This window comes from Algoriphagus litoralis, from assembly GCF_003259255.1.
In the GTDB taxonomy this organism is placed as follows: Bacteria; Bacteroidota; Bacteroidia; order Cytophagales; family Cyclobacteriaceae; genus Algoriphagus; species Algoriphagus litoralis.
The window spans coordinates 57,146-80,528 of the sequence record NZ_QGOL01000018.1 but is presented as its reverse complement, the minus strand read 5'-3'; the positions used below and the strand labels follow the sequence as shown (position 1 = coordinate 80,528).

The window sequence follows — 23,383 nt, the reverse complement described above, 5'->3', positions numbered from 1 at the left end:
GCTAAAAATCTGACTTTAATCAGGTATTGTAAGAAGGGTTTAGACGAATGGATTCATTTCATAATCCAGTTCATTCTTTCTAAATTTTGATCAAATCCACGGACCAATGTTTAGCAGTTTGAAAAAAATCGGGTTTTTTAGCCCCCTTATCCTTCCTTCTTTGCTGGTTTTAGGGTATCAGTTAGGAGGGTCAAATCTTTGGCTGATCCATGGATTTGTTTTCATTCTTGTTCCATTGATGGATAGATGGGTCAGTAGGGATACTTCCAATATTCCGAAGGAAGCGATCTGCAAAGTGAGTAAGGAATACTTTTACAAGTTGGTCACCTATATCTGGGTATATGTTCAGTTGGGGATATTGATTTGGGGTTTTTATGTCGTAAGCCTAGCGGATTTTGTGTGGTGGGAGTGGTTGGCATTTACTTCAGGGATGGCCTTGGTCACAGGAGGAATTGGTATCACTGTCGCCCATGAATTGGGACACAAGACCGAAAAAATCCAACAAGTCTATGCTCAGTTTCTATTGATGACGGTCTGCTATATGCATTTTTTTATTGAGCATAATCGAGGACATCATGTGCGGGTAGCTACTCCCGAAGACCCCGCCACTAGTAGATTTGGAGAGAATTTCTATACATTTTGGGTCAGGTCTGTAAGAGATGGGTTTTTCAGTGCTTGGGATCTGGAAAGAACCAGGCTTGCTAAAATAGGGCTTCCTGTTTGGTCTATTCGGAATCAAATGATCTGGTTTCAGATAGCACCGCTTGCTTTCGCAGCTGTAGCTTTATTTGGTTTTTCTTCCCTTCAAAACCGCCTAGTATGGGAAGTACCCCTATTTTTCTTTGGCCAAAGTGTGCTCGCATTCAGTCTTTTGGAGGCGGTGAACTATCTGGAACACTACGGGATGGAGCGGAAAAAACTGACCACTGGCTATTATGAGAAAGTCACTCCACTTCACTCCTGGAATGCTAGCGAAAGTGTGAGTAACTTCCTCCTCTTCCAACTTCAACGGCATTCGGATCACCACGCATATGCCTTCAAACCCTATCAAGTATTGAATCATTACGATGAAAGCCCGCAACTTCCCGCAGGCTATTCAGCTATGATTTTGGTCGCTTTTTTCCCTCCCCTTTGGTTTTCAATGATGAATCCAAGGCTAGAAAGGTGGAAGCAAACGCTGCAAGGCTGATCAATCAAGTAGAAAATTATTGAAGAATGAACTCTTCAATGCCAGCCAGATCAAGAAAAACAACATCGCCCAGAACAGGTAGATTCGGTAATAATCTGCTGTTTCCTTGTATCGATTCTCCTGAATTTCAGCCTTTTCCAGAGTGTCGATCCGATCAAAAATTTGCTGGAGCGTCGTTCCATCTGATGCTCTGTAGAATTCCCCATTTCCGATTCTTGCGATTTCCCGCAGGGTAGTCTCGTCCAGATAGCTTTCGACCATTTGAGGTCTGCCAAAAAAATCGGTACCATAGGGCACCATACCGTCTTTCCCGACTGCAATGGTATATATTTTAATATTGAAAGCAGAAGCCAGTTGGGCAGCAAAAAGTGGGTCTACATTTCCTGCATTGCTCTCTCCGTCAGAAAGGAGAATCATGACTTTGGAGGGTGTTTCGCTCTCCTTCATCCGATTGGTACCTGCTGCGATGGCCGATCCGATGGCTGTGCCCTTGGGCTCGATCATTTCAAAAGAAATATCAGAAATCAGATTGGTCAGCAGTTCATAGTCATTGGTCAAAGGAGCAAGTGAATAAGCTTCTCCTGCAAAAATCACCATCCCGATCCGGTCTCCAAATCGGCCGTTGATGAAGTCAATGGCGGTTTGCTTTGCTGCCTCCAATCGATTTGGAGTGAAATCCTGCAGATCCATCGACTCGGAGATATCCATGACCATGAGGATATCAATACCTTCGGTAAACTGCTCCACCCGCTCATTGCTACGCTGTGGACGGGCTAGTGCGATGACTATAAAGATCAGAGCCAAAAAGAAAAATCCGGTCGGAATCAAGCGCAAATAAGTCCAAGGATTTCCTCTCGCGACGCGTTTGGGCAGGGAAAGCTCCAAAACGGGATTCTTGAGAAACTTGATTCCTTTTCTCAGAAGAATCAGCAATGGGATCATCCACAGCAGGTTCAGCAAGATGGGATTGTCCCATTCGTAGGTTTTGAAGGTCTCGGGGAGAAACCATGACCAATCAAAAAACTCAGCGAGTTGCTCTCTCATTTCTGATCTGGTTTAGTTTTTCCTGATATTTTATTTTTGCTACTTCGAAAAGGTAAGTTGTGGCTTCCTCTGATTTGGCCTCTTTACCTGCATAGATGATCATATCAATCGAACGGAGCGCTTTGAAGATCTCTTTGTCATCGAGAGCTTCGGCGATTTCACTGGAGGTCCATTCCTGAAAAGGCAAATCGGTGATGCTCTCCAAATATCCCTTCCAAAGTCCGATTACCTCATCTGCAAGTTCCAGTGCAGGATTTTGAGCGAGGAGTCCAGTTAGTTTCTTCCACTTTCGTTCAAATTGTATCCAGCGTATTTTCTCCCGATTGCGTTGAAAGACCGCTTTGATTCGCTTCGCAAAAAGTAAGGCAAATCCTCCCAATAGAATGATCACTCCTCCTATAATCAAACCCGCCAGGAGCCAGTTAAAGGTGGTTTCAATCGGTTGGTAGACATTGTTTTCCTGAAAAACTGGTTGCTCAGGAATTGAATCAAGGGTCAATTTAAGTTTGAGCTCCGCTTCGGTTGAAAAATAAGTAATGCTATCATACCTGCTCAATTCATACACAGGCAAAGAGAGAAATACACTTGGCTCCAACGAAAAGTTAGAGACATAGTACACGGTGCTGTCCAGTGTCTGGCCTTCTGTGGTTTGAGAAATAAAAGTTTTCTTCTCCAGCAGGACCAGAGGGGAAAAGTCATAGAGGGAATCCGGGAAAATTAGTTGGGAGGATTCAGGATAGCGAGCCTTGAGGACAAACCCCACCCGTTCGCCCAGCTTGGCAGAATCTTGGGTAAAGTAGCCTTCCACTTGCACAGATTGACCCAAAGTGGAAAGGCTGATCAGAAATACCGAAAGGAAAATCCAGATTTTACCCACGCTTCATTCGTTTGTTTCGGTACTTGAATAGATCGATCAGGGGAGCTACAATATCCTGAGTCGTGTCGATAGCGAGGTAATTGATCTGATTTTTTTTGCAGATGTCTTTCAGATATTCCCGCTCGGTGGTGAAAGTTTCAGATATTTTCTTCGAAAAACTTCCAAAGGCCGTATTAACCCATGTTGTTTTACCCCGCTCCTTATCATAGATAGGAATGATCCCCAATGCCGGCAGAGCCGATTCTCTGGGATCTGTGAGCTGAATAGCCACTACATCATGCCGCTCTGCCAAAGCCCGAAACGATCGCTCATAATCCTGATCAATAAAATCGGAGATGATGATAATTATGCTTCTTTTTTTGATCAGATTCAGAGCAAAGGAAAACATACCGTTCAAATTAGTCTTAAGACTTTTGTTTTGGTGGTCAAAAATCCCCCGGATGACTTTTACACCCTGCTTACTTCCCTTTGAGGGAAGAATCAGTTTTTCCTGTTCGTCTGAGTAGGAGATCAGCCCTATCTGGCTTCCTTCGTATACTGCGGCGAGGGTCAAAACGCCGGCAATCAATTTTCCCTGATCAATCTTTTTGTTGCCCTGCTGCCCAATATCCTGACTTCCGGAGATGTCCAGAAGGAAATAAACCGACTGTTCTTTGTCTTCGCGAAACGTTTTCACGAATGTTCCGTGTCCCTTTGCAGATACTTTCCATTCGATGGTCCGGATGTCATCCCCATATTGATAGGGTCTCAGATCATCAAATTCGAGGCCTGAGCCTTTGAAAAGCGACTGGTATTCCCCTTGGAGGTGGTTGTTTGCCACCTTTCTGATCATTATTTCGTACTTTCTGAGCTTGCTAAACAGCTGATCCATGCCGGAGATTTGAACTGGCTAAGTTAAAGTCTTGAACTGAATTATAAAATTTGAGTTAGGTAAACGGTCAGGACATTATCAGTTAAAAAAACCTAATTTTAACCCGTGAAAAGATTTATTCTACCCTTTCTTTTTTCCATCATCCTGATTTCCTGTGATTCAGGAAGTGCTCCGGCGGGCGTGTTGTCTGAGGATCAGATGGTCAACGTACTCATAGATATTCAATTGACCGAAGGAATGGTCAGTTCTCTTCCGATCCCCTACGATTCCTCTCAGGTTCTATACTCCTTGATGGAAAAAGATATATTTATTAAACATGGCATAATGGATTCGGTTTTCATCAACAGCATGTTGTTTTACCTCGAAGACGCCGAGAAAATGGACCAAATCTATGCCCGGGTGATTGACTCACTGGTAGTCAAGGAATCTTTACCCGATAAAAATGGAGATTTATTCTGATGCTTTACCCCTCCAATCTCGACCAAAAAATAAATTTCCTCAAGATCAAAGACTTACTGAAGGCTGAATGTACTTCCAGCTTAGGTCAGGACTATGTCGAAAAGGTCGCTTTTTCATCCGATTACAACTTGGTTCAGCGCCTGTTGGATCAAACTGAGGAGTTTAGACAAATCCTAATCGCAGGAGATGTTTTTCCTAATTCCAACTTTACGAATCTCAATCCATTTTTGGAAAAGGCCAAATTGGAAGGTGCTTTCTTAGATCAGGAGGAATTCTATGAGGTAAAATTAGCCCTGCAAACGCTCCGAGGCTGTGTTACTTTTTTTCAAAATCATGGAGAAAAGTATCCGACTTTGAGTGCCTTATTAGGCTTACTGCTCGATCTGGATATGAATCTGCTCAAAGCAATTGATCTGATCATCGACGAAAAAGGTAAGATCCGAAGCAATGCCAGTAAGGAACTCCAATTAATCCGAACACAACTGCTCTACGAGGAAGGACGGCTGCGGAAAGTGATGGAGCGCATCTTCAAAGAAGCACGGGCAAAGGGGCTAACGCCTGAAGATGCCTCAATGACAATCCGAGGAGGGAGAATGGTCATCCCTGTTGCCGCTGAGAATAAGCGAAAGCTTCGAGGATTTATCCACGATGAATCGGCCACCGGACAGACTGTGTTCATGGAGCCTGAGGAGGCACTGGATATCAATAATGAGATCCGCGACCTCGAATACATGGAGCGTCGCGAAATCATCAAGATTCTCACCCGGCTGACCGACCGATTGAGACCAGCTATTCCTGCTTTGCGAAAAGCGACCAATTTCCTGGGATTGATGGATTTTATCCGAGCCAAAGCAAGATTTGCACAGAAAACAGATAGCTGCAAACCTGAAATTGTCAAAGAACGAACGCTGAATTGGAATCGGGCACGCCATCCACTCCTAGAGATGTCGCTAAGAGCACAAGGAAAGAAGATTGTACCCATTGACATAAAACTGGGAGGCCATGAGCGACTCCTTGTGATCTCAGGGCCTAATGCCGGAGGTAAATCGGTGACGCTAAAGACGGTAGCTTTGCTCCAGTACATGCTGCAGTGTGGACTGTTGATCCCCGTTCATCTGGATAGTAAAAGCTCGCTTTTTGACAACTTTTTCATCGACATAGGCGATGAGCAGAGTTTGGAAAATGACCTGAGTACCTATAGCTCGCACTTGATGAGCATGAAGCACTTCACGCAGTTTGCAAATAAAAAGACCATCCTTTTCATTGATGAATTTGGAACAGGGACAGAACCTCAGTTTGGTGGGGCGATTGCCGAATCGATATTGCTATCGCTGAATAAACTCGGCGTTTTTGGAGTTTTGACCACTCACTACGGCAACTTGAAGCAGATTGCCAACAAAAATCAGGGCTTGGTAAATGGTGCTATGCGCTACGATGTGGATCGATTGGAGCCGATATACCAACTTGAAATCGGGAAGCCCGGATCATCATTTGCCTTAGAGATTGCGTCCAAGATTGGCCTATCAAAGGATATTTTGTCCTATGCCAAAGACCAAATCGGAGAAGAACGAGTCCGTTATGACCGATTGTTGACACAATTGGAAAATGAAAAGAACCAATACTCCGGTTTGCTTAAAGAGGTCAAGGAAAAAGAAAGACTACTGCAAATCAGGCTGAAAGAATACAATCAGCTGAAAGAAACATTGGAATTGACCAAAAAGAAATACATCCAAGAAGCCAAACAGGAAGCCAAATCCCTGCTGGATCAGACGAACAAAAAAATTGAAGCGACGATCCGAGAGATCCGAGAGGGAAATGCTGAGAAGGAAATCACTAAGCAAGTGAGACAGGAGCTGGAAGAATTTAAGAAGGTAGTAAAGCCAGAGAAGTCCGTTGTCAAAGATCCTGAAATACTGGTATTAGGCGGTAAGATCGGTCCAGAGGATTGGGTTAGGCTCAAAGACAATGGAGCAGTAGCCCAAGTTGTAGCCATCAAAAATAAAGATGTCGAAATCGCAATCGGAGATCTAAAATCAAATGTGAAGCTATCGCGTCTGGAGAAAATCTCGAAAACTGAAGTCAAAAAGGAACAAAAGGCGCTTTCCAACCGAGGCAATTACAGTACCAATTCCAAGATGATGGACTTTTCGCCCAACTTGGATCTCCGGGGAAAAAGAGGTGAAGAAATTCTTTCCCTCATCCAGACTTTCATCGACGAAGGCCACATGCTCGGTATCAAAAATCTACGGATAGTCCATGGCAAAGGGGACGGAATCCTGCGGGAAATCACCCGAAACCTGCTCAGGGCTATGCCGACGGTAGCTAAAATGGAAGACGAACATGCCGACCGAGGCGGGGCAGGAGTCACTCTAGTGACGCTGAAATAAAAAAAGGGAGCTTTTCGGCTCCCTTTCTTGATTTTTATTTTGGCCAATTACTTTTTGACCAAATCAAAAACATAATCTCCCGCAATGGCAAATTGTCCGTTGATCCTAGCTCCCGGGGCAGGGATGGAAAAGACCAGTTTCAAAGCTGTGCCAGATTGGGTAAAGGACATTTCTCTTGTCGCAGCAGGCTTGGTTCCTGTCAGGGTGATTTTGTCAAAATTAGTCCCGGCAAAGGCCCAATTTCCATTCGAATCAAATAAATCGTTGCTATTTCTGGAAGTATAGGTTTTAGATGAACCAGAATTCAAGATCAGTTCAAACGTGGGATAAAGATCCGTCACATCACTTCCTCCTCGGGTCACTCGGCCTCCTCCGGCAATACCCCAAGATTGGGTTCCAGTACCAGTCAATGCCTCAGTGGCAATTTGTTCCGGAGTTTTTGGAGGCGTAGGCGTAGGATCATCCCCTCCACATGCCTGCATTCCCACCACTATCAATGCAGCCAAAGCTACTTTCCACAAATTCAATTTCATATAAACCAATTAATTACTGCCGTAAAATTAAAGATATCGCCGAAAGTTCAAAGTCTTAATTTTCACTTAAAATCTTCCAAGACCAATTTTTGTTTACAAAACTCATATTCTCTTGGTTCATTAGAGCAAATGATCAGGATTCGATCTTTTTGAAATTTCTGGATCATGTCGGTATACCAAGCGATTCCTTTTTTGTCAAGGTTGGAGGTAGGTTCATCCAGGAGGATCAGCGGGACATCTGAGAAAAGCGCAATTCCCAACTTAAGGCGTTGCTTCATCCCGGATGAAAACTGCGAAACAGCTTTGTGGATGTGCTGATCCAAATAAAGAATTTCAATCAACTCCTTGGATTGAATTTGATCAAGGGGACGCTTAAAATTAAAATGGAAATCAATTACTTCTTTTAGGCTAAATTCCTCTGGCAGCTCCAGGTAAGGTGCTGCTATGGCCAAATGCTGGTACCAATCACCTGAAGGGAGGTTTTTATGCTCCTGTTGGAAGGTAATATGACCAGAGGTAAAGGGAATCGCTCCGGAGATGCATTTGAGCAGGGTAGATTTCCCTGATCCATTGCCTCCAGTTATTGCAAGGGAATCTCCCTGATTGAGTTCAAGATTGAGATTTTTAAAAATCCACTCGTACTGAAATCGTTTAGAAGCTTCCTTGAGCGTGATGTTCACCGGTTCAATTGATATAGCCCTTCATTACGCCACGTTCTGAGGAGCGAATAAAATTGAGGATTTCGTCACGTTCCTTTGTAGCAGGAAGATTGACTTCGATTTCCTCCAGTGCGCGGCTATTGTTTAAGCTGTTGAGAAAAAGGTATCGGTAAACTTCCTGGATATGGGCAATGGATTCGCTGGAAAAACCTCTTCTGCGTAATCCTAAAGAGTTGACACCTGCATAGGAAAGCGGCTCACGCGCTGCTTTTGTAAAGGGAGGGACGTCTTTTCTCACCAAAGATCCACCGGAAATCATGGCATGCATGCCGACTTTGACAAACTGATGCACGGCACTTGATCCACCGATTATAGCCCAATCATCAATTGAAACGTGGCCTGCTATCTGGACCGAATTGGCTATGATTACATTGCTTCCGATGACACAGTCATGCGCCACGTGCACATAGGCCATCAGTAAGCAATTGCTTCCAATGACGGTGGTTTGCTTATCCACTGTTCCTCTGCTGATGGTCACGCACTCTCGGATGGTGGTATTGTCTCCAATGACCACAGTAGATTCTTCGCCTTGGAACTTCAGGTCCTGAGGAACCCCCGCGATGACAGCTCCCGGGAATACCCGACAGTTTTTCCCTATTCGAGCTCCGGGATAAATGGTGACATTGGACCCAATCCATGAATTGTCTCCTATAATCACATCCTCGTGGATCATAGTAAACGGATCAACTTGTACGTTTTCCCCTAATTTGGCAGCGGGATTTATGGAGGACAAGGGGCTAATCATGATTCTTTTCGGGTTATGCTGGCAGTCATCACGGCTTCACAAACTAGCGTGTTCCCCACATAGGCCTCACCCTTCATTTTTGCTATTCCTCTTCGGATCGGTGCCAAAAGTTCACATTTAAAAACTAAGGTATCGCCAGGCAATACCATTTTTCTGAATTTACAATTTTCTATCCCCAAGAAGTAAGTCCAGTAATTTTCCGGATCATCTACTGTGCTCAACACTAAAATCCCACCTGTTTGCGCCATGGCTTCCACCTGAAGTACCCCTGGCATCACGGGGTTGCCAGGGAAGTGTCCCATGAAAAATGGCTCATTCATCGTCACATTTTTCACTCCAGCCACTACGCTTTCATCGAGATAGATGATTTTGTCAATCAACTGAAATGGATATCTATGGGGTAAAATATTGCTGATTTGATTAATGTCCATCACTGGAGGCAGCTTGGGATCATAATGCGGGATATGTGACGCTCCTGCTTTTTCCATAGCCCTTTTAAGCTTCTTGGCAAATGCCACGTTAGCGGCATGTCCGGGACGAGCTGCGAGGATCTGAGCTTTCAGCGGTCTGCCCACCAACGCCAAATCTCCTACCACATCCAAGAGCTTGTGACGGGCGGGTTCATTTCTGTAGCGTAGATCTACATTATTGAGAATTCCTTCTTTCTTGACCTCTACCGATTGCTTGTTGAACATCTTGGCCAGATGAGCCAGTTCTTCCTTTTCCACCACTCGGTCTACGACGACGATGGCATTATTCAAGTCCCCACCTTTGATCAGGTTGGAATTGTAAAGCATCTCTAGTTCATGAAGAAAGCAAAACGTACGGCATGAGGCGATCTCAGTTCTGAATTGACTGATATCTGTAATGGAAGCATGCTGGCTTCCCAGTACTGGGGAATTGTAATCTACCATTACTGTAACCCGATAATTATCAGTAGGTAAAGCGACCATTTCTACTTCCCGAGCGACATCTTTATACTGGATGCTTTCCTGAACTTCAAAAAATCTTCTCAGGGCATTTTGTTCTTCAAACCCGGCGTCTTCCAAAACTTCGATAAACTGAATCGACGAACCATCCATGATCGGAGGCTCCGGACCGTCGAGTTGGATCAGGACATTGTCTACCTCTAGACCTACCAAAGCAGCCAGAACATGCTCTACCGTATATACTCTTGCTCCGTTTTGCTCCAGGGTAGTTCCTCTGGAGACATCTACCACCAAATCACAGTCTGCGTCCACCGTAGGTCGACCTTCGAGGTCAATTCGCTGGAACTTGATACCATGATTGGGTGGTGCTGGAAGGAAAGTCATATTAGAAACTACTCCAGTGTGTAATCCTACACCGGATAGTTCCACTTGTCTTTTTATAGTATGCTGTTTTACTTTCATATGTTTGAAATTTGCCCTTCAGTGGACATAAAGCCGGTACCGATCTGCCTATCTCCGGCCGATATTTCGGCAAAATCCCTCATGGAAAAAGGTTAATCCAGTGCGTAATTTTCTTACCTCACGAGATTTTAGCGTCTTATTTCCATTCGAAATTTCAGGGCCACAAAATTAGCCCTTTTTTTCCAGTTCTTTGACTCGCTTTTCGAGCTGATCCAGATTTTTAAAGTAAGCATAGGATTTCAAAAAATCCTTTATATCCATAGACATATAGCCCAGATGCGTTTCACCTGACTTTTTAATGGATTTGCTTACCCCAGTATTCGCTCCTATGGTTGTATTATCTGCGATTTTCAAATGACCCACAATTCCTGCTTTACCGGCGATCACACAATTTTTTCCTATTTCGGTAGAGCCGGATATTCCGGCCTGGGCGGCAATGACGGTATTCTCACCTATGATCACATTGTGTGCAATTTGGACCTGATTGTCAATTTTGGCCCCTTTTCGAATAATAGTTGAGCCCATCGTAGCACAGTCCACGGTAGTATTTGATCCTATGCTGACATTGTCTTCCAGGATTACATTGCCGATTTGAGGAATGGCTTTGTAAGTGCCGTCGGCCTGTGGTGCAAAACCAAATCCATCGGCTCCTATCACAGCACCCGGGAAAATTTCGCAATTGTTGCCGATAACGGTGTCTGCGCAGATTCTTGCCCCAGAATGAATGATGCAGTTATTCCCAATGCTGACATTATCTCCTATATAAGCTTGTGGATGTATTTTGACATTGTTTCCCAATCGGCTGTTTTTTCCGATATAAGAAAACGCTCCCCGGTAGTGATTTTCACCGATGGAGCTGGTTGGGTGAATGAAGCAGGGATCCTCAACTCCCGCAAGCATTGATTTTGAGAGCTGGGCATAGGCTTCCAGTAGTTTGGTAAATCCCAAATAGGCGTCTTTTACCCGAATCAACGTCGTTTTAAAGGGTCGGGCTGCCACGAAATCTTCCGATACAATGACCGCAGTAGCTTCAGTTTCGTAGAGATAAGGCTCATATTTTTCATTTGCCAAAAAACTGATCCCGCCCGGTTTGCCTTCCTGAATTTTATCTAGCCGATTTACTTTTTGAGTATCGTCTCCTTCTGCTTTTCCTTCGAGAAGTCCGGCAAGTTGGCCTACAGTAAATTCCATTTTCAGCTGAGGGTTTATTGGGTTAAAATTAGGTTTTTAGCTTTACAAACGTAATGTTTCTCCACGATCTGACTCATAACTTTGATGTTTGGTAGGTCTGCAGCAGTGGCCACATCCATTACCTCGCCTTTTTTTGTTAAAATATTGATCCGATCTGTAGTCAGATAGCCATAGTTGCTCACTTTTCCCGAACAGAAAAAATAGTCGAGGTCTTTTTCTGGAATTTGAAGTTTTTTTAACGTTTTTTCCTTCATTTCTTCAAGTTCTACCTGCGAAAATGGTTCATTGACCAGATTTATCTTGAATAGATTGCGAATCAAAAACATCTGAGAAATATTCCGAAGCACATAGTCTTCGTGTCGCTTCCAGAGTTTGATTGCCCCCCATATGTCAAAATCATCCAGACTCAGAAACCTCTCGAGAATCTTCTGGTCATTTCTGAAGTCTATGAGTTCGAAGTCGTTTTTCAAGAAAAATTCAAACTCCTCCGTGATCGTGAAATCAGTGCCGTTTTGAGCTAAATACTTTGCTCGCTGAATTAGATTGATGAGCATTTTCTCGGCACTGACAGTTGTCTTGTGTAAGTAGACTTGCCAATACATCAGTCGACGCGCACTTAAGAAATTTTCGATGGAATAGATTCCTTTTTCTTCAATGACCAGCTGTCCATCCTTTACCGCCATCATTTTGATGATTCGGTCTGCACCGATTGTCCCCTCCGAAACTCCCGTAAAAAAGCAGTCACGCTGAAGGTAATCCAATCGGTCAATGTCCAATTGGCTGGACACCAGCTGATTTAGAAATTTTCGTTCGTATTGATTCTTAAAAATTCGTAAAGCAAGGTCCAATTGGCCACCTAATTGTTGATTTAGGAGTTCAATGGTGAGGAGAGAAAGTGACTCATGGGGGATTCCTTTGAGCAGGCTATATTCCAAAGCATGGGAAAAAGGCCCATGGCCAATGTCATGAAGTAATATCGCTATCAGCGCGGCCTCATATTCCTGATCGGATATTTCTGTTCCTTTAATTCGTAGATTGTCCAAGGTGATGCTCATCAGGTGCATGGCTCCGATGGCATGGTGAAAGCGGGTGTGATGGGCTCCTGGATAGACAAAATCTGTCAAACCCAACTGCTTGATCCGGCGTAACCTCTGGAAGTAAGGATGATCAATGATCGTGAAAATCAATTCACTCGGAATAGTAATGAATCCATATACAGGATCATTGAGTATTTTCTGGCTTTTCAATCAGGGCTGATTTGATTGACTCAAAAGTAATTATAATTTTAAAAGAAAGGGAAATCCAAATGTCTCAAAAATCCTCAATTCTCTGGGCTGACGATGAAATCGATCTACTCAAGCCCCACATACTTTTTTTGGAACAAAAAGGGTATGAGATCACTACCGTCAATTCAGGGGTTGATGCCATTGACCAAGTAGAGGAGCGAAATTTCGATGTGATATTTCTGGATGAGATGATGCCGGGAATGACTGGACTGGAGACACTGCAGCAAATCAAGCAGATCAAACCCCAGATTCCAGTCGTGATGATTACCAAAAGCGAGGAAGAGCACATCATGGATGATGCTATCGGAGGTAAAATCGCAGATTACCTGATCAAGCCGCTCAATCCAAGTCAGATTTGGCTTTCGGTGAAGAAAATTCTACAGAATAAACAACTCATTGATTCCAAAACCACCCAAAGCTATCAGCAGGAATTCATGCAGATCAGTATGGCTCTGGGAGATGCCGAAAACCACCAAGACTGGGCAGAACTGTACCGAAAGTTGACTTTTTGGGAGCTTCAGATTGATTCTACTGAGAACAAAAACATGCTTGAAGTCCTGGAAAACCAAAAATCGGAAGCGAATGCTTCCTTTGCTCGGTTTATCAAAGAAAACTACCTGGATTGGATGCTGGAGAAGAATTCGGACAAACCCCTCCTATCACATCAAGTGCTGAAGGAGAAGGTTTTTCCTGTTTTGAAGGAGAAAAAGCCAGTTTTCCTGATCGTGATAGATAACCTGCGTTTGGACCAATGGGAGGAATTGGAATATTTGCTGACTCCGTATTTCAATGTCGAAGAGAAAAGTACCTATTACAGTATTTTGCCTACGACGACAGCCTTTGCTAGAAATGCCCTTTTCAGTGGGATGATGCCGTCGGATATGGCCAGATTTTATCCTGCTTTCTGGGAAGATGAGGATTCAGATGAAGGAAAGAATAATTTTGAAGAGGACTGGATCAAAATCAACCTTGAAAAAAACCGACTTCCGATCAAATTTTCCTACAATAAAATCATTCAGACTCAACAGGGAAAAGCCGTTTTGGACCAGTTCCATACTTTTCTTCAAAATGACCTGAATATCCTAGTCTATAATTTTGTGGACATGGTTTCACATGCACGTACCGATATGAAGATGATCAGAGAATTGGCGCCGGATGAATCTGCCTACAGGTCATTGACTCGCAGTTGGTTTGAGCATTCTTCCCTTTTTGACCTTTTCAAAAAAATCCAAAATGCAGGTGCCGACGTGATCGTGACGACCGATCATGGGACAAAAAAAGTAAATAAGCCCTACCGAATCATCGGGGATAAAAATGTCACGACCAATCTCAGGTACAAGCAGGGCAAAAACCTGAATTTTGAACATGGGAAGGTATTTGAAATCAAAAAACCGGAGGATGCAAAACTTCCTAGACTGAATGTGTCCTCCTCTTATGTATTCGCTGTAGAGGACTATTTCTTCGCCTATCCCAACAACTATAATTATTATGTGAACTATTATAAGGACACATTTCAGCATGGAGGTATATCTTTGGAGGAAATGATTGTGCCGATCGTGCACCTGACCGCCAAACGTTGATTCATCTTGCATACTTTCCATTACTCACTTGATCAGATACAAGATGCTGCCCGACAGCTTATTGCCTATGCTGGAAAATCTAAAATCTGGGTGTTTCAGGGACAAATGGGCGCGGGTAAGACCACACTGATCAAAGCCCTTTCCAAGGAAATGCGGGTGGTAGATCAAGTGAGCAGTCCTACTTTTGGGATAGTCAATGAATACGATATGCCAGGAGGGTTTCGAATTTACCATTTTGATTTTTACAGATTGGATGACCCTACGGAAGCATTGGATATCGGAATAGAAGAGTATTTTTATAGTGGAGAATATTGTTGGATAGAATGGGCAGAAAAAATCGCGCAATTTCTACCGGAGGAGTTTCTCCTGATCAGGATAGTCATTGATTCTGACCAAAACAGAATCATCACCCTTCAACACACCCAAGATGCCAACTGAACTTAGCGAACTCACATCTGTAGGTTTAATTACCAAAGAATCACCTTTGCAAGTGAAAAAAGGATCCAAACCCCTTCATGTGGGAATCCCAAAGGAAATATCTTCTCAGGAAAAGCGGGTTGTACTCACGCCAGAAGCTGTGGGCCTGTTGAGTAACAATGACATTCAAGTCATTGTAGAATCTGGTGCAGGACTGAGTGCCAAATTTAAAGATCAGGATTATTCAGACGCTGGCGCCAAGATCAGCTATTCCAGAAAAGAGGTTCTCTCTGCCGATGTGGTATTGAAGGTAGATCCGTTGAGTTTGGAGGAAATTGCCGAGATGTCTCCCGGTAGTTGTCTGATCTCTGCACTTCAACTTGAAAAGCAGGATGCAGAGTTTATCAAAGCATTAAACGAGAAAAAAATCACGGCTGTAGCATTTGAGTATCTGGAGGACAAGGTGGGAGGGATGCCAGTGGTGAGAGCCATGTCGGAGATTGCTGGAAGTACGGTCATGCTTATCGCTGCTGAATACCTCTCCAGCGTAAATGAAGGAAAAGGTTTGATCCTTGGCGGGGTGACTGGAGTTCCGCCGACTCAGGTAGTGATCATCGGCGCAGGTACTGTAGCAGAATATGCTGCCCGTACAGCCATAGGCTTAGGGGCAAATATTAAGGTTTTTGACAACCATATCTACAAATTGCGCAGGATCAAGCAGCTACTTGGTCAGCAGATCTACACCTCTACGATTGATAATTTCAGTTTAGGACAAGCTTTGGCAGAGGCAGATGTAGTCATCGGTGCTCTTAGGGCAGAAAAAGGTAGAAATAAAATTGTAGTAACTGAGGAGATGGTTGCCAACATGATTCACGGCAGTATAATCATCGATGTGGGGATTGATCAAGGAGGGTGTATTGAGACAGCCAGGATGACCACACATGACGAGCCAGTCTATCAGGTCCATGACATTATTCACTATTGTGTCCCAAATATTGCCTCGCGTGTGGCCCGTACTGCCTCGTATTCCCTGAGCAATATTTTTACACCAATTATTTTACAAATGGCGGATTTGGGTGGCGCAGAGGAAATGATTTTTAACTACAAGTGGTTTTTGAGAGGGGTATACACCTATAGAGGAAGTTTGACCAATGCGTTTTTGGCGCGAAAGTTTGGATTGAATCACAAGGAACTCCAGCTCCTGCTAGCGGCGAGGTATTGATTAGGAAAGTAAGTTCTGACGCAACAAAAATTCCAGTTGCTCATTGGCTTTGAGCAGAGCCTCTGTCAGTCTTTCGTTTTCGCGACGCAGTGCATAGACTTCAAATGCATTTTTGATCACCGTTCTGAGGTAATCTTCCTCCCAGGGCTTGGTAAGATAATGGTACACCTGCCCTTTGTTGATGGCATCGATTACTGCTTGAATATCAGTGTATCCTGTCAATAAAAGGCGGATGGGTTTAGGATATCTCGGAATGATGCTTTCCAAAAATTCGACGCCAGTTTTTTCCGGCATTCGCTGATCTGTAATGATGAGGTCTATTTCTTCTTTGGCAAGAATTTCCTCTCCTTCTTTGGCAGAAATTGCAAGAAAAATCTTGTAATCCCTTCTAAAGGTTGCCTTGAAGGCCTGAAGGTTATTTTCTTCATCGTCTACGTAAAGGATCTTAATTTTTTCTTCAGGCTGATTTTCCATTCAGGAGATCGGAAAAATGTTTGATTTGACTCACCAAATAATCTGATTTAATATTAAAAAACAAATGCAAAATCTTACCAAAGTTTTTTCCCAAGGCACAAGGAGGCAAAAAAAGCATTTTGCACTAAAAATTATTTGCGAATAATTTGACTTTAGGCCGAAAAAACTAACTTTACTCAGCTTTATCACCCTAAAGTTTAATTATGATTTCCACATCAGGATTTGATCCTAAAGATCAGGTCGCTCCAATAGTTTTTACACCATCTTCAGCCAGCGATTGGGAGGAAATCAAGACACTCAGATCATCTGTCCATGTCCATACTATTGATGAGATCGATAGTCAAATTGCAGATTTAATCAAAGCCGACAATCCCGAGATTCAATTGTCCAAAGAGGAGCTGAAAAATCGGGTAAATGCATTTTTTCAGGATAAAGTACGAGAGCACTATGGGAATTGGATTTTTTATCCTTGGAAACAGACGCTAGTTCATGTATTGGGGGAGACAGAATTCATTCGAATTCGAACGCTCAGAAACAACTATAAAATCACTCCCTCAGAACAGACTGAACTAGGCAAAAAGAGAGTGGGCATAGTAGGGCTCTCGGTCGGTCAAAGCGTTGCTTTGGCAATGTCATTGGAGCGCAGTTTTGGTGAAATTCTCCTTGCTGACTTTGACACCTTGGAGCTCAGCAATTTGAACCGGCTAAAAGCAGGAATTACCAGTTTGGGGCTGGAGAAAGTGGTGATTGCCGCACGGGAGATTGCAGAAATTGATCCCTACCTCAAAGTCACACTTTTTAGGGAAGGGATTCATCCGGGAAATGTCGATGAATTTCTCAATGGAGGAGGTGCTCTCGATCTTTTGATCGATGAATGTGATAGTCTCGACATCAAATTATTACTTCGAGAAAAAGCAAGAGCCTATCGGATCCCCGTAGTCATGGAGACTTCCGATCGAGGAATGCTAGACGTGGAGCGATTTGACATCGAGCCAGAAAGAGAGATTTTTCATGGACTGCTGGAGGGGGTCACCAAATCCGATCTCTCAAATCTTTCAAATAAAGAGCGGGTTGCCATTGTCTTAAAAATCACTGGCTTGGAAACCCTCTCTCTTCGAATGAAAGCTTCCCTTCTTGAAATAGGTTCAACCATCACTTCGTGGCCACAGTTGGCTTCAGGTGTATTCTTAGGTGGAGCATCTGTTGCCCATATTGGTCGACGGTTACTCTTAGGTGAAAATGTGCCGTCCGGTAGGTATTATGTTGACTTTGATGATATTATCAAAGTCGACCAGCTTGATGATCCTATTTTTCTCCCTAATTATGAGGATGTTTCAAGTATGGCTGCCAATCTTATTTCAAAGTTGCCATCCGATATCCTACAGTCGGGATACATACTTTCTTCTGCTGAATTGGAAGGAATTCTTGCTTTTGCCAATATGGCTCCTTCGGGAGGGAATGTGCAGCCTTGGATTTGGATATTTGACAGAAAGGGTATCCTGCATCTCTTTCATGATCAGGATCGCAGTCATTCCATGCTTGATTTTAAGGGTACAGGTTCACTGATAGCCTTCGGGGCGGCACTCGAAAATCTAAGGTTGGGAGCGGCAAAAGAGGGGATAGAGGTAGAGTTTATTTATCAAATCAAGGAATTCGGGGATGAGTTAATTTGCTCCATTCGGTTTGTTGCAAAATATAAAAATCCGATACCTGTTCCCCATTATGAGCTGGTTGACGGTGTGCAATTACGGTGTACAAATAGGAAGAATACAAATCGGCAGTTACTTGATAAATCTCATTTAACTGAATTAGTAAACTATGCGAAAAGTGAGGGTTACGAGATCAAAATCACAGAGGATGCCAAAGATCTAGATGACCTCGCTGAAATCGTAGGGGGAATGGACAGAATGCGGTTTTTTCATGAAGAAGGGTTGATGGATTTTATCAAAGAAGTTCGCTGGACGGAAAAGGATGCACTGGAGACACGCGATGGAATAGACATAGCAACATTGGAATTGTCAGGGACTGAAAAAGCCGCAATGGGTTTGCTCAAAGATCCCAGAACGGTTAAATTTTTCAGAAAATTTTTAATGGGTTATGGTTTGACCAAAATCTCGAAAGACACCATCACCAAGTCCTCTGCCATGCTACTTCTTCAGGGTAAAAATTTTTCTCCACAGAGTTATCTGGAAGCAGGAAAAGTCCTGCAGCGAATCTGGATTAAAGCAAATATGTTGGGTTTAAGTTTTCAGCCTGTAACAGCCATGCTGTTTATTTTTCAGAAAGTAATCCGAGAACCGAATCATGGGTTTACCAAACAGGAAGAATCTGACATAAAAATAATGAAGGAGAAGTTTGAAAGGGTCTTTAAAAATGGCGGAGATTCCCTCGATATATTTATGTTTAGGTTAAATGTCGCTGGTGATCCAAGTGTGCGGGCATTTCGCCGGGATGTTAAAGATACCTTAATTCGGGTTTAAAATGTTTAAATTTAAGGCGTTCAGAGCAATTGATGATAGAGAAAGATGTGAAAGATTTATCAAGGGACATGCTGATGTACTGAGGCAATATGGCGTTACGAAGGTAACCTCTTCAAATAATGATTGGGCTTTCAATCCCTTTGTGTATGTTGTAACGGTCGAACTTCAGGATACAGGTGAGGTTGTAAGCGGCTTGAGAATCCATATAGCGCATCCAGACTATCCACTGCCTATGGAGCAAGCAGTATCTCAAGTGGATCACAAGATTTTTGATCTTGTAAAAGAATATTCTACTCGAGGCACGGGTGAGGTGTCAGGTCTTTGGAATTCAAAGTCAATTTCAGGATATGGAGTGGGTGCAGTTTTGCTCATTCGCGCTGGCATAGCCATAGTTAGTCAATTGCAGCTTGGTTCACTTCTAGCACTGGTAGCAGAATATACTTTGAGGCCTTCTTTACAAAAGGGATTTGAAATCGAACTGGGAATTGGAAACTCGGGAACATTTTTTTATCCAAAATTGGATCTGGTGGCAACTTCGATCGTGATGAAAGACCCCTATAATTTGCCCAAAGCAGATGCGTATGAGCGGGAGGTAATCCAAGGGATGAGAGATAATTTACAGTGTACAAAAACTGAAGTAGGGCCAAAGGGGGAATTTTTAGTAGAATATGATTTATTAATTTCAAATCCTGATTGGAGAAAAGATGTATAAAATAATTACGCTATTGTTTGCTTGGGTATTTTTAGCTCCCGGCCAGTCGTTTGCCCAAGAAAATTCTATCAAGTTGGAATGCTTTTCGTATCTACTGGAAGATCAAAGCAAGGATGTGACGGAGGTTTTGGATCAAATTGAGGGATTTTCGGATAACAACTGCAATAAGTTTAATTTTGGAATAAACGGTAAAGTGGCCTGGATTAAATTGAATACAAAAGATTTCACGTTATTTTCAAATCCACTTTTAGTGTTAAATTCTGCTTCTCTAGATTATGTTTATTTATATCCAGTAAAAAATGGTGCTATCGGAAAACAACAAGTCAGTGGTAGACTTACTGGGATCAAAGAACGATATTTTCAATCTCATAAAATAGTGTTTCAACTTTCAGCAGAAGATCTGACTTCTGACTTTCTACTATTGAAAATACAAAATACAGATAAGAAAATATTTACAGCATATGTGGCTGAGGACAACGAATTTAAAGAGATTATTGATTTCGAAAATATCCTTTTCGGGTTACTGACGGGAGTATTCGTCGGACTTTTTTTCTATAATTTATTTCTCTATTTCTCTGTTCGTGACAAAATCTATCTGGTATATGTAATTCATACAGTTTTAGTTTGGTTTGCACAAGCTTCTATCTTGGGATTTACACAGGTATTAATATGGCCTGAATGGGATTGGATGAATAGTCGCTCCAGTGTGATTTTTTCTTCACTTGTAAGCATAGTGGGAATTTGGTTCTTAAGAATATTTTTATTGACGAAAAAATATGTTCCCAAATTGGATTTTGGTTTTAATGTCATTTATCTGGTTTACCTATTTATCCTAGCCAACGCTTTCTATTTTTCAGCTATGATAAGTTATCAGGTGATATTGGTAACTCAATCAATTGTGGTTTTGTATGTGTTATTTGTCGCATCTGTTACTCTTCGATTAGGTTACAGGCCAGCTCGGTATTACTTACTTGCTTGGACTATATTTATGATTGGTATATTCCTGTATGTATTTAGTGAAATGGGAATCATTCCAACCAACAATCTAACGGCCTACATTATGCCTCTCGGATCTGCGCTGGAAGTGATATTACTATCCTTTGCGCTAGCTGACAAAATAAACATTCTCAAAAAGGAAAAAGAAGAAGAGCAGTCTGAAAAACTGAAGATTTTAAATGAAAATGAACTTTTAATCAAAGAGCAAAATGCGATGCTTGAAAAGAAGGTCAAAATCAGAACGGATGAATTGGAAAATGCGCTCCGAAACCTTCAGAATACCCAAAGTCAACTCGTCAATCAGGAAAAAATGGCATCCTTGGGTCAACTGACCGCAGGTATCGCACATGAGATTAATAACCCGATCAATTTCGTGAGCTCTAACATCACTCCGCTCAAACGTGATATCAAGGATATCATTGAGATCATTGATTTTTATAGAGCTTCAGGTGAAAAGGAATTCTCAGAAAGCACCAAAAAAGAAGCAAAACAACTGGAGGAGGATCTAGAACTGGACTATGTACTCGAAGAAGTAGAACAACTGCTCAAAGGCATGGATGATGGAGCCAAGCGGACTGTAGAAATCGTAAAAGGTCTTCGGATATTTTCCAGAGTGGATGAGCAAGATATCAAGAAAGTCGACCTGCATGATGGGATCAACAGTACCATTATTTTGCTTAACAGCACCATACCCGGCAAGATTAGAGTGATCCGAGAGTTTGGAGAACTTCCGATGGTAGAGTGTTTTGCAGGCAAAATCAACCAGGTATTTATGAATATTATCAATAATGCAGTGCATGCATTGGGAGATAATTTGGATAAAATAGCTGATCCCAAAATCACGATCAGGACTAAAGCTTCTGCTGAAAATGTAGTAGTCGAAATAGAAGATAATGGTCCAGGAATGCCAGAAAAAGTAAAACAGCGAATTTTTGAGCCCTTTTTCACAACCAAGGCAGTTGGCAAGGGGACTGGTTTGGGTCTTTCCATAGTTTATTCTATTATTGAAAATCACAAAGGATCCCTGGAGGTAGTGACCGAGGAAGGTCAGGGTACGACTTTTATAATTTCCCTTCCTATTTACCAAAATGTCCAAAAGTATGAGTGATAAAATTCATGTGCTCTATATTGACGATGAGGACAATAACCTCAAGTCATTCAGAGCCACCTTGCGAAAGGACTTCAAGATTTTTACAGCAATAGATGCTGAAGAAGGTCTACGAATAGCCAAAGAAGAGGAAGTACATGTGGTCATTGCCGATCAGCGAATGCCAGGCCTTACGGGTACGGAGTTTTTTGAACAGATGGTCAAAGTCAACCCGGATCCTATCCGGATACTTTTGACAGGCTACTCGGATATTGCAAGTGTCATCGATGCGATCAACAAGGGTGAAGTCTATCGATTTATTGACAAACCCTGGAATATTGAGCAAATCAAAAACTCCATCAAAAATGCGGCAGATATCTATTTCATGCGGCGGGAGTTAAAAGAAAAAACGGTCAAACTTCAGAAGTTGCACTCTGAGATGAACCAATTCGTCTATAGCTTATCCCATGAGCTCAGAGGTCCATTGATGAGTATCTCCGGGATTTCCAAACTTGCCAAATTGGAAATCGAAGACCCCAATTCACTGGAGTATTTTGAAATGATCGATACGGCTACTGGTAAGCTGGACGATTTTATTTACAAGATGCTGGACTTCTACAGGTCCACAAAAATGGACCACAAAATCACCGAAATAAATTTTCAGGATATCGTCAACCAACAAATGGAGGCCTATCGCGAAAAATTTGATCTTTCCCATTTTCATGTGGATGTGCAGGTGAAGCAGGAATATGCTTTCTTTTCCGATGAAGCTAAAATACGGGTGATCCTTAACAATCTATTCAGCAATGCTGTCCAATTTCAGAAAGATCAAGGGGGACAAAAATGGATCAGCCTCACAGCCGAAGTTGTCGAAGATACTGCTGTAATCACATTGGAAGACAATGGAATTGGGATAGAGAATCGGTATAAAGAGGAAGTCTTTAACCTTTTCGCTAGAGCCACGCAAAAGAACGTCGGCACCGGACTTGGCTTATATATGGTGAAAGAGGCAGTAGAGCAAATGGGAGGTAAAATCCACTTGGAATCTGAAGTAGACGAAGGAACTACAGTGATGGTCACACTGCCTTCGATGAAGAAAGGGAATTTATAGCAGCCGAATTCCATTTTTGGAGTGTATCTTTGCACCGGCATTTGGCCATTTTTTATCAAAAACAACAGCTATGATTAATCCCTGGCATGACGTCAATATCGGGAAAGAAGCCCCCGAATTTGTAATGGGTGTAATTGAAATCCCAAAAGGCTCCAAAGGAAAATATGAACTCGACAAAAAAACCGGCATGCTGATGCTGGATCGTGTTTTGTTTTCAGCGGTGCATTATCCGGCCAATTATGGCTTTATTCCACAGACTTTCTGTGAAGATCACGATCCACTCGATATTTTGATTATTTCTCAGATCGATATCCCCTCGATGACTCTGGTGCCTGCTAAGGTCATCGGAGTGATGCGAATGGTAGATGGCGGAGAGGCAGATGATAAAATTATCGCGGTCGCTGCTGGTGACCAATCTGTGAACTACATCAATGACATCGATGAGCTTCCTCCTCACCTGATGAAAGAGGTTCACAGATTCTTTGAGGATTACAAAAAACTGGAAAACAAAGAGGTGAAAGTGGAGGACTTCCTCGGCAAGGAAGACGCCATGCGGATCATCCGGGAAAGCATCGAACTTTACGATAAAAATTTCCGAACCAGAAAATAAGT

The 23,383-nt window shown here is 42.7% G+C and carries 21 protein-coding genes; 11 read left to right on the top strand and 10 right to left on the bottom strand.

The features are described 5' to 3' along the window. Positions 1-106 precede the first annotated feature (106 nt). Positions 107-1,189, top strand: a complete 1,083-nt coding sequence (locus DK188_RS19240) for an alkane 1-monooxygenase (RefSeq protein WP_111672476.1) — start codon at positions 107-109, stop codon at positions 1,187-1,189. On the opposite strand, the gene DK188_RS19235 is transcribed toward DK188_RS19240, so the two are convergent. The 3 genes from DK188_RS19235 to DK188_RS19225 are packed head-to-tail and all read right to left on the bottom strand — an operon-like array spanning position 1,190 to position 3,981. Then, positions 1,190-2,233, bottom strand: a complete 1,044-nt coding sequence (locus tag DK188_RS19235; protein WP_111672475.1) for a vWA domain-containing protein — start codon at positions 2,231-2,233, stop codon at positions 1,190-1,192. After that, positions 2,214-3,110, bottom strand: coding sequence for a hypothetical protein (locus DK188_RS19230; RefSeq protein ID WP_111672474.1), 897 nt, complete (start codon positions 3,108-3,110; stop codon positions 2,214-2,216). The genes DK188_RS19235 and DK188_RS19230 overlap by 20 nt, the downstream gene beginning before the upstream one ends. Then, positions 3,103-3,981 carry a DUF58 domain-containing protein gene (locus DK188_RS19225; RefSeq protein WP_111672473.1) on the bottom strand — a complete coding sequence of 293 codons (879 nt, stop codon included), beginning with the start codon at positions 3,979-3,981 and terminating at the stop codon, positions 3,103-3,105. Before DK188_RS19225 ends, DK188_RS19230 begins: the two co-directional genes overlap by 8 nt. A gap of 105 nt (positions 3,982-4,086) precedes the next feature. On the opposite strand from DK188_RS19225, the gene DK188_RS19220 reads away from it, so the two are divergent. Together DK188_RS19220 and DK188_RS19215 are read left to right on the top strand one after the other, a co-directional pair. After that, a complete protein-coding gene (locus DK188_RS19220; protein WP_111672472.1) occupies positions 4,087-4,440 on the top strand; it encodes a DUF4296 domain-containing protein in 354 nt (117 codons plus the stop codon). Continuing rightward, positions 4,440-6,827, top strand: coding sequence for an endonuclease MutS2 (locus tag DK188_RS19215; RefSeq protein ID WP_111672471.1), 2,388 nt, complete (start codon positions 4,440-4,442; stop codon positions 6,825-6,827). The genes DK188_RS19220 and DK188_RS19215 overlap by 1 nt, the downstream gene beginning before the upstream one ends. Positions 6,828-6,874: 47 nt before the next feature. On the opposite strand, the gene DK188_RS19210 is transcribed toward DK188_RS19215, so the two are convergent. From DK188_RS19210 to DK188_RS19185, 6 genes are all read right to left on the bottom strand, one after another. After that, entirely contained in the window at positions 6,875-7,360 is a 486-nt protein-coding gene (locus DK188_RS19210) for a hypothetical protein (RefSeq protein ID WP_232825775.1), read from the bottom strand. A 62-nt stretch (positions 7,361-7,422) separates the two neighbouring features. Continuing rightward, a complete protein-coding gene (locus DK188_RS19205; RefSeq protein WP_111672470.1) occupies positions 7,423-8,040 on the bottom strand; it encodes an ABC transporter ATP-binding protein in 618 nt (205 codons plus the stop codon). 4 nt (positions 8,041-8,044) lie between these two features. After that, positions 8,045-8,824, bottom strand: a complete 780-nt coding sequence (lpxA, locus tag DK188_RS19200; RefSeq protein WP_111672469.1) for an acyl-ACP--UDP-N-acetylglucosamine O-acyltransferase — start codon at positions 8,822-8,824, stop codon at positions 8,045-8,047. After that, positions 8,821-10,215 carry a bifunctional UDP-3-O-[3-hydroxymyristoyl] N-acetylglucosamine deacetylase/3-hydroxyacyl-ACP dehydratase gene (locus DK188_RS19195; RefSeq protein WP_111672468.1) on the bottom strand — a complete coding sequence of 465 codons (1,395 nt, stop codon included), beginning with the start codon at positions 10,213-10,215 and terminating at the stop codon, positions 8,821-8,823. The genes lpxA and DK188_RS19195 overlap by 4 nt, the downstream gene beginning before the upstream one ends. A gap of 168 nt (positions 10,216-10,383) precedes the next feature. Then, on the bottom strand, positions 10,384-11,406 hold the full coding sequence (lpxD, locus tag DK188_RS19190) for a UDP-3-O-(3-hydroxymyristoyl)glucosamine N-acyltransferase (RefSeq protein ID WP_111672467.1): 1,023 nt from the start codon (positions 11,404-11,406) through the stop codon (positions 10,384-10,386). 14 nt (positions 11,407-11,420) lie between these two features. Further along, positions 11,421-12,653 (bottom strand): HD domain-containing protein, encoded by a 1,233-nt coding sequence (locus DK188_RS19185; protein ID WP_111672466.1) that lies wholly within the window; start codon positions 12,651-12,653, stop codon positions 11,421-11,423. Between the two features lie 59 nt (positions 12,654-12,712). Here DK188_RS19185 and porX point away from each other — a divergent pair, with 59 nt between their 5' ends. From porX to DK188_RS19170, 3 genes are read left to right on the top strand one after another with little or no spacing between them, the layout of a single operon-like run. Then, positions 12,713-14,272 carry a T9SS response regulator signal transducer PorX gene (gene porX, locus DK188_RS19180; protein ID WP_111672465.1) on the top strand — a complete coding sequence of 520 codons (1,560 nt, stop codon included), beginning with the start codon at positions 12,713-12,715 and terminating at the stop codon, positions 14,270-14,272. A 6-nt stretch (positions 14,273-14,278) separates the two neighbouring features. Next, entirely contained in the window at positions 14,279-14,710 is a 432-nt protein-coding gene (tsaE, locus tag DK188_RS19175; RefSeq protein WP_111672464.1) for a tRNA (adenosine(37)-N6)-threonylcarbamoyltransferase complex ATPase subunit type 1 TsaE, read from the top strand. Then, positions 14,700-15,911: an alanine dehydrogenase gene (locus tag DK188_RS19170; RefSeq protein WP_111672463.1), complete on the top strand. Its 1,212-nt coding sequence runs from the start codon at positions 14,700-14,702 to the stop codon at positions 15,909-15,911. Before tsaE ends, DK188_RS19170 begins: the two co-directional genes overlap by 11 nt. Here DK188_RS19170 and DK188_RS19165 read toward each other — a convergent pair whose 3' ends face one another. Next, on the bottom strand, positions 15,912-16,385 hold the full coding sequence (locus DK188_RS19165; protein WP_111672462.1) for a response regulator: 474 nt from the start codon (positions 16,383-16,385) through the stop codon (positions 15,912-15,914). 203 nt (positions 16,386-16,588) lie between these two features. Here DK188_RS19165 and DK188_RS19160 point away from each other — a divergent pair, with 203 nt between their 5' ends. The 5 genes from DK188_RS19160 (at position 16,589) to DK188_RS19140 (ending at position 23,381) form a co-directional block, all read left to right on the top strand. After that, a complete protein-coding gene (locus tag DK188_RS19160; RefSeq protein WP_111672461.1) occupies positions 16,589-18,865 on the top strand; it encodes an Rv1355c family protein in 2,277 nt (758 codons plus the stop codon). Between the two features lies 1 nt (position 18,866). Next, positions 18,867-19,577 (top strand): hypothetical protein, encoded by a 711-nt coding sequence (locus DK188_RS19155; RefSeq protein WP_111672460.1) that lies wholly within the window; start codon positions 18,867-18,869, stop codon positions 19,575-19,577. Continuing rightward, the gene (locus DK188_RS19150; protein WP_111672459.1) at positions 19,570-21,681 is read left to right on the top strand and encodes a sensor histidine kinase; all 2,112 of its coding nucleotides are present in this window, start codon (positions 19,570-19,572) and stop codon (positions 21,679-21,681) included. The genes DK188_RS19155 and DK188_RS19150 overlap by 8 nt, the downstream gene beginning before the upstream one ends. Next, positions 21,674-22,771, top strand: coding sequence for a hybrid sensor histidine kinase/response regulator (locus tag DK188_RS19145; RefSeq protein WP_111672493.1), 1,098 nt, complete (start codon positions 21,674-21,676; stop codon positions 22,769-22,771). Before DK188_RS19150 ends, DK188_RS19145 begins: the two co-directional genes overlap by 8 nt. 70 nt (positions 22,772-22,841) lie before the next feature. Beyond that, complete coding sequence (locus tag DK188_RS19140; protein ID WP_111672458.1) at positions 22,842-23,381, top strand: inorganic diphosphatase; 540 nt, start codon at positions 22,842-22,844, stop codon at positions 23,379-23,381. The last annotated feature ends 2 nt before the right edge of the window (positions 23,382-23,383 follow it).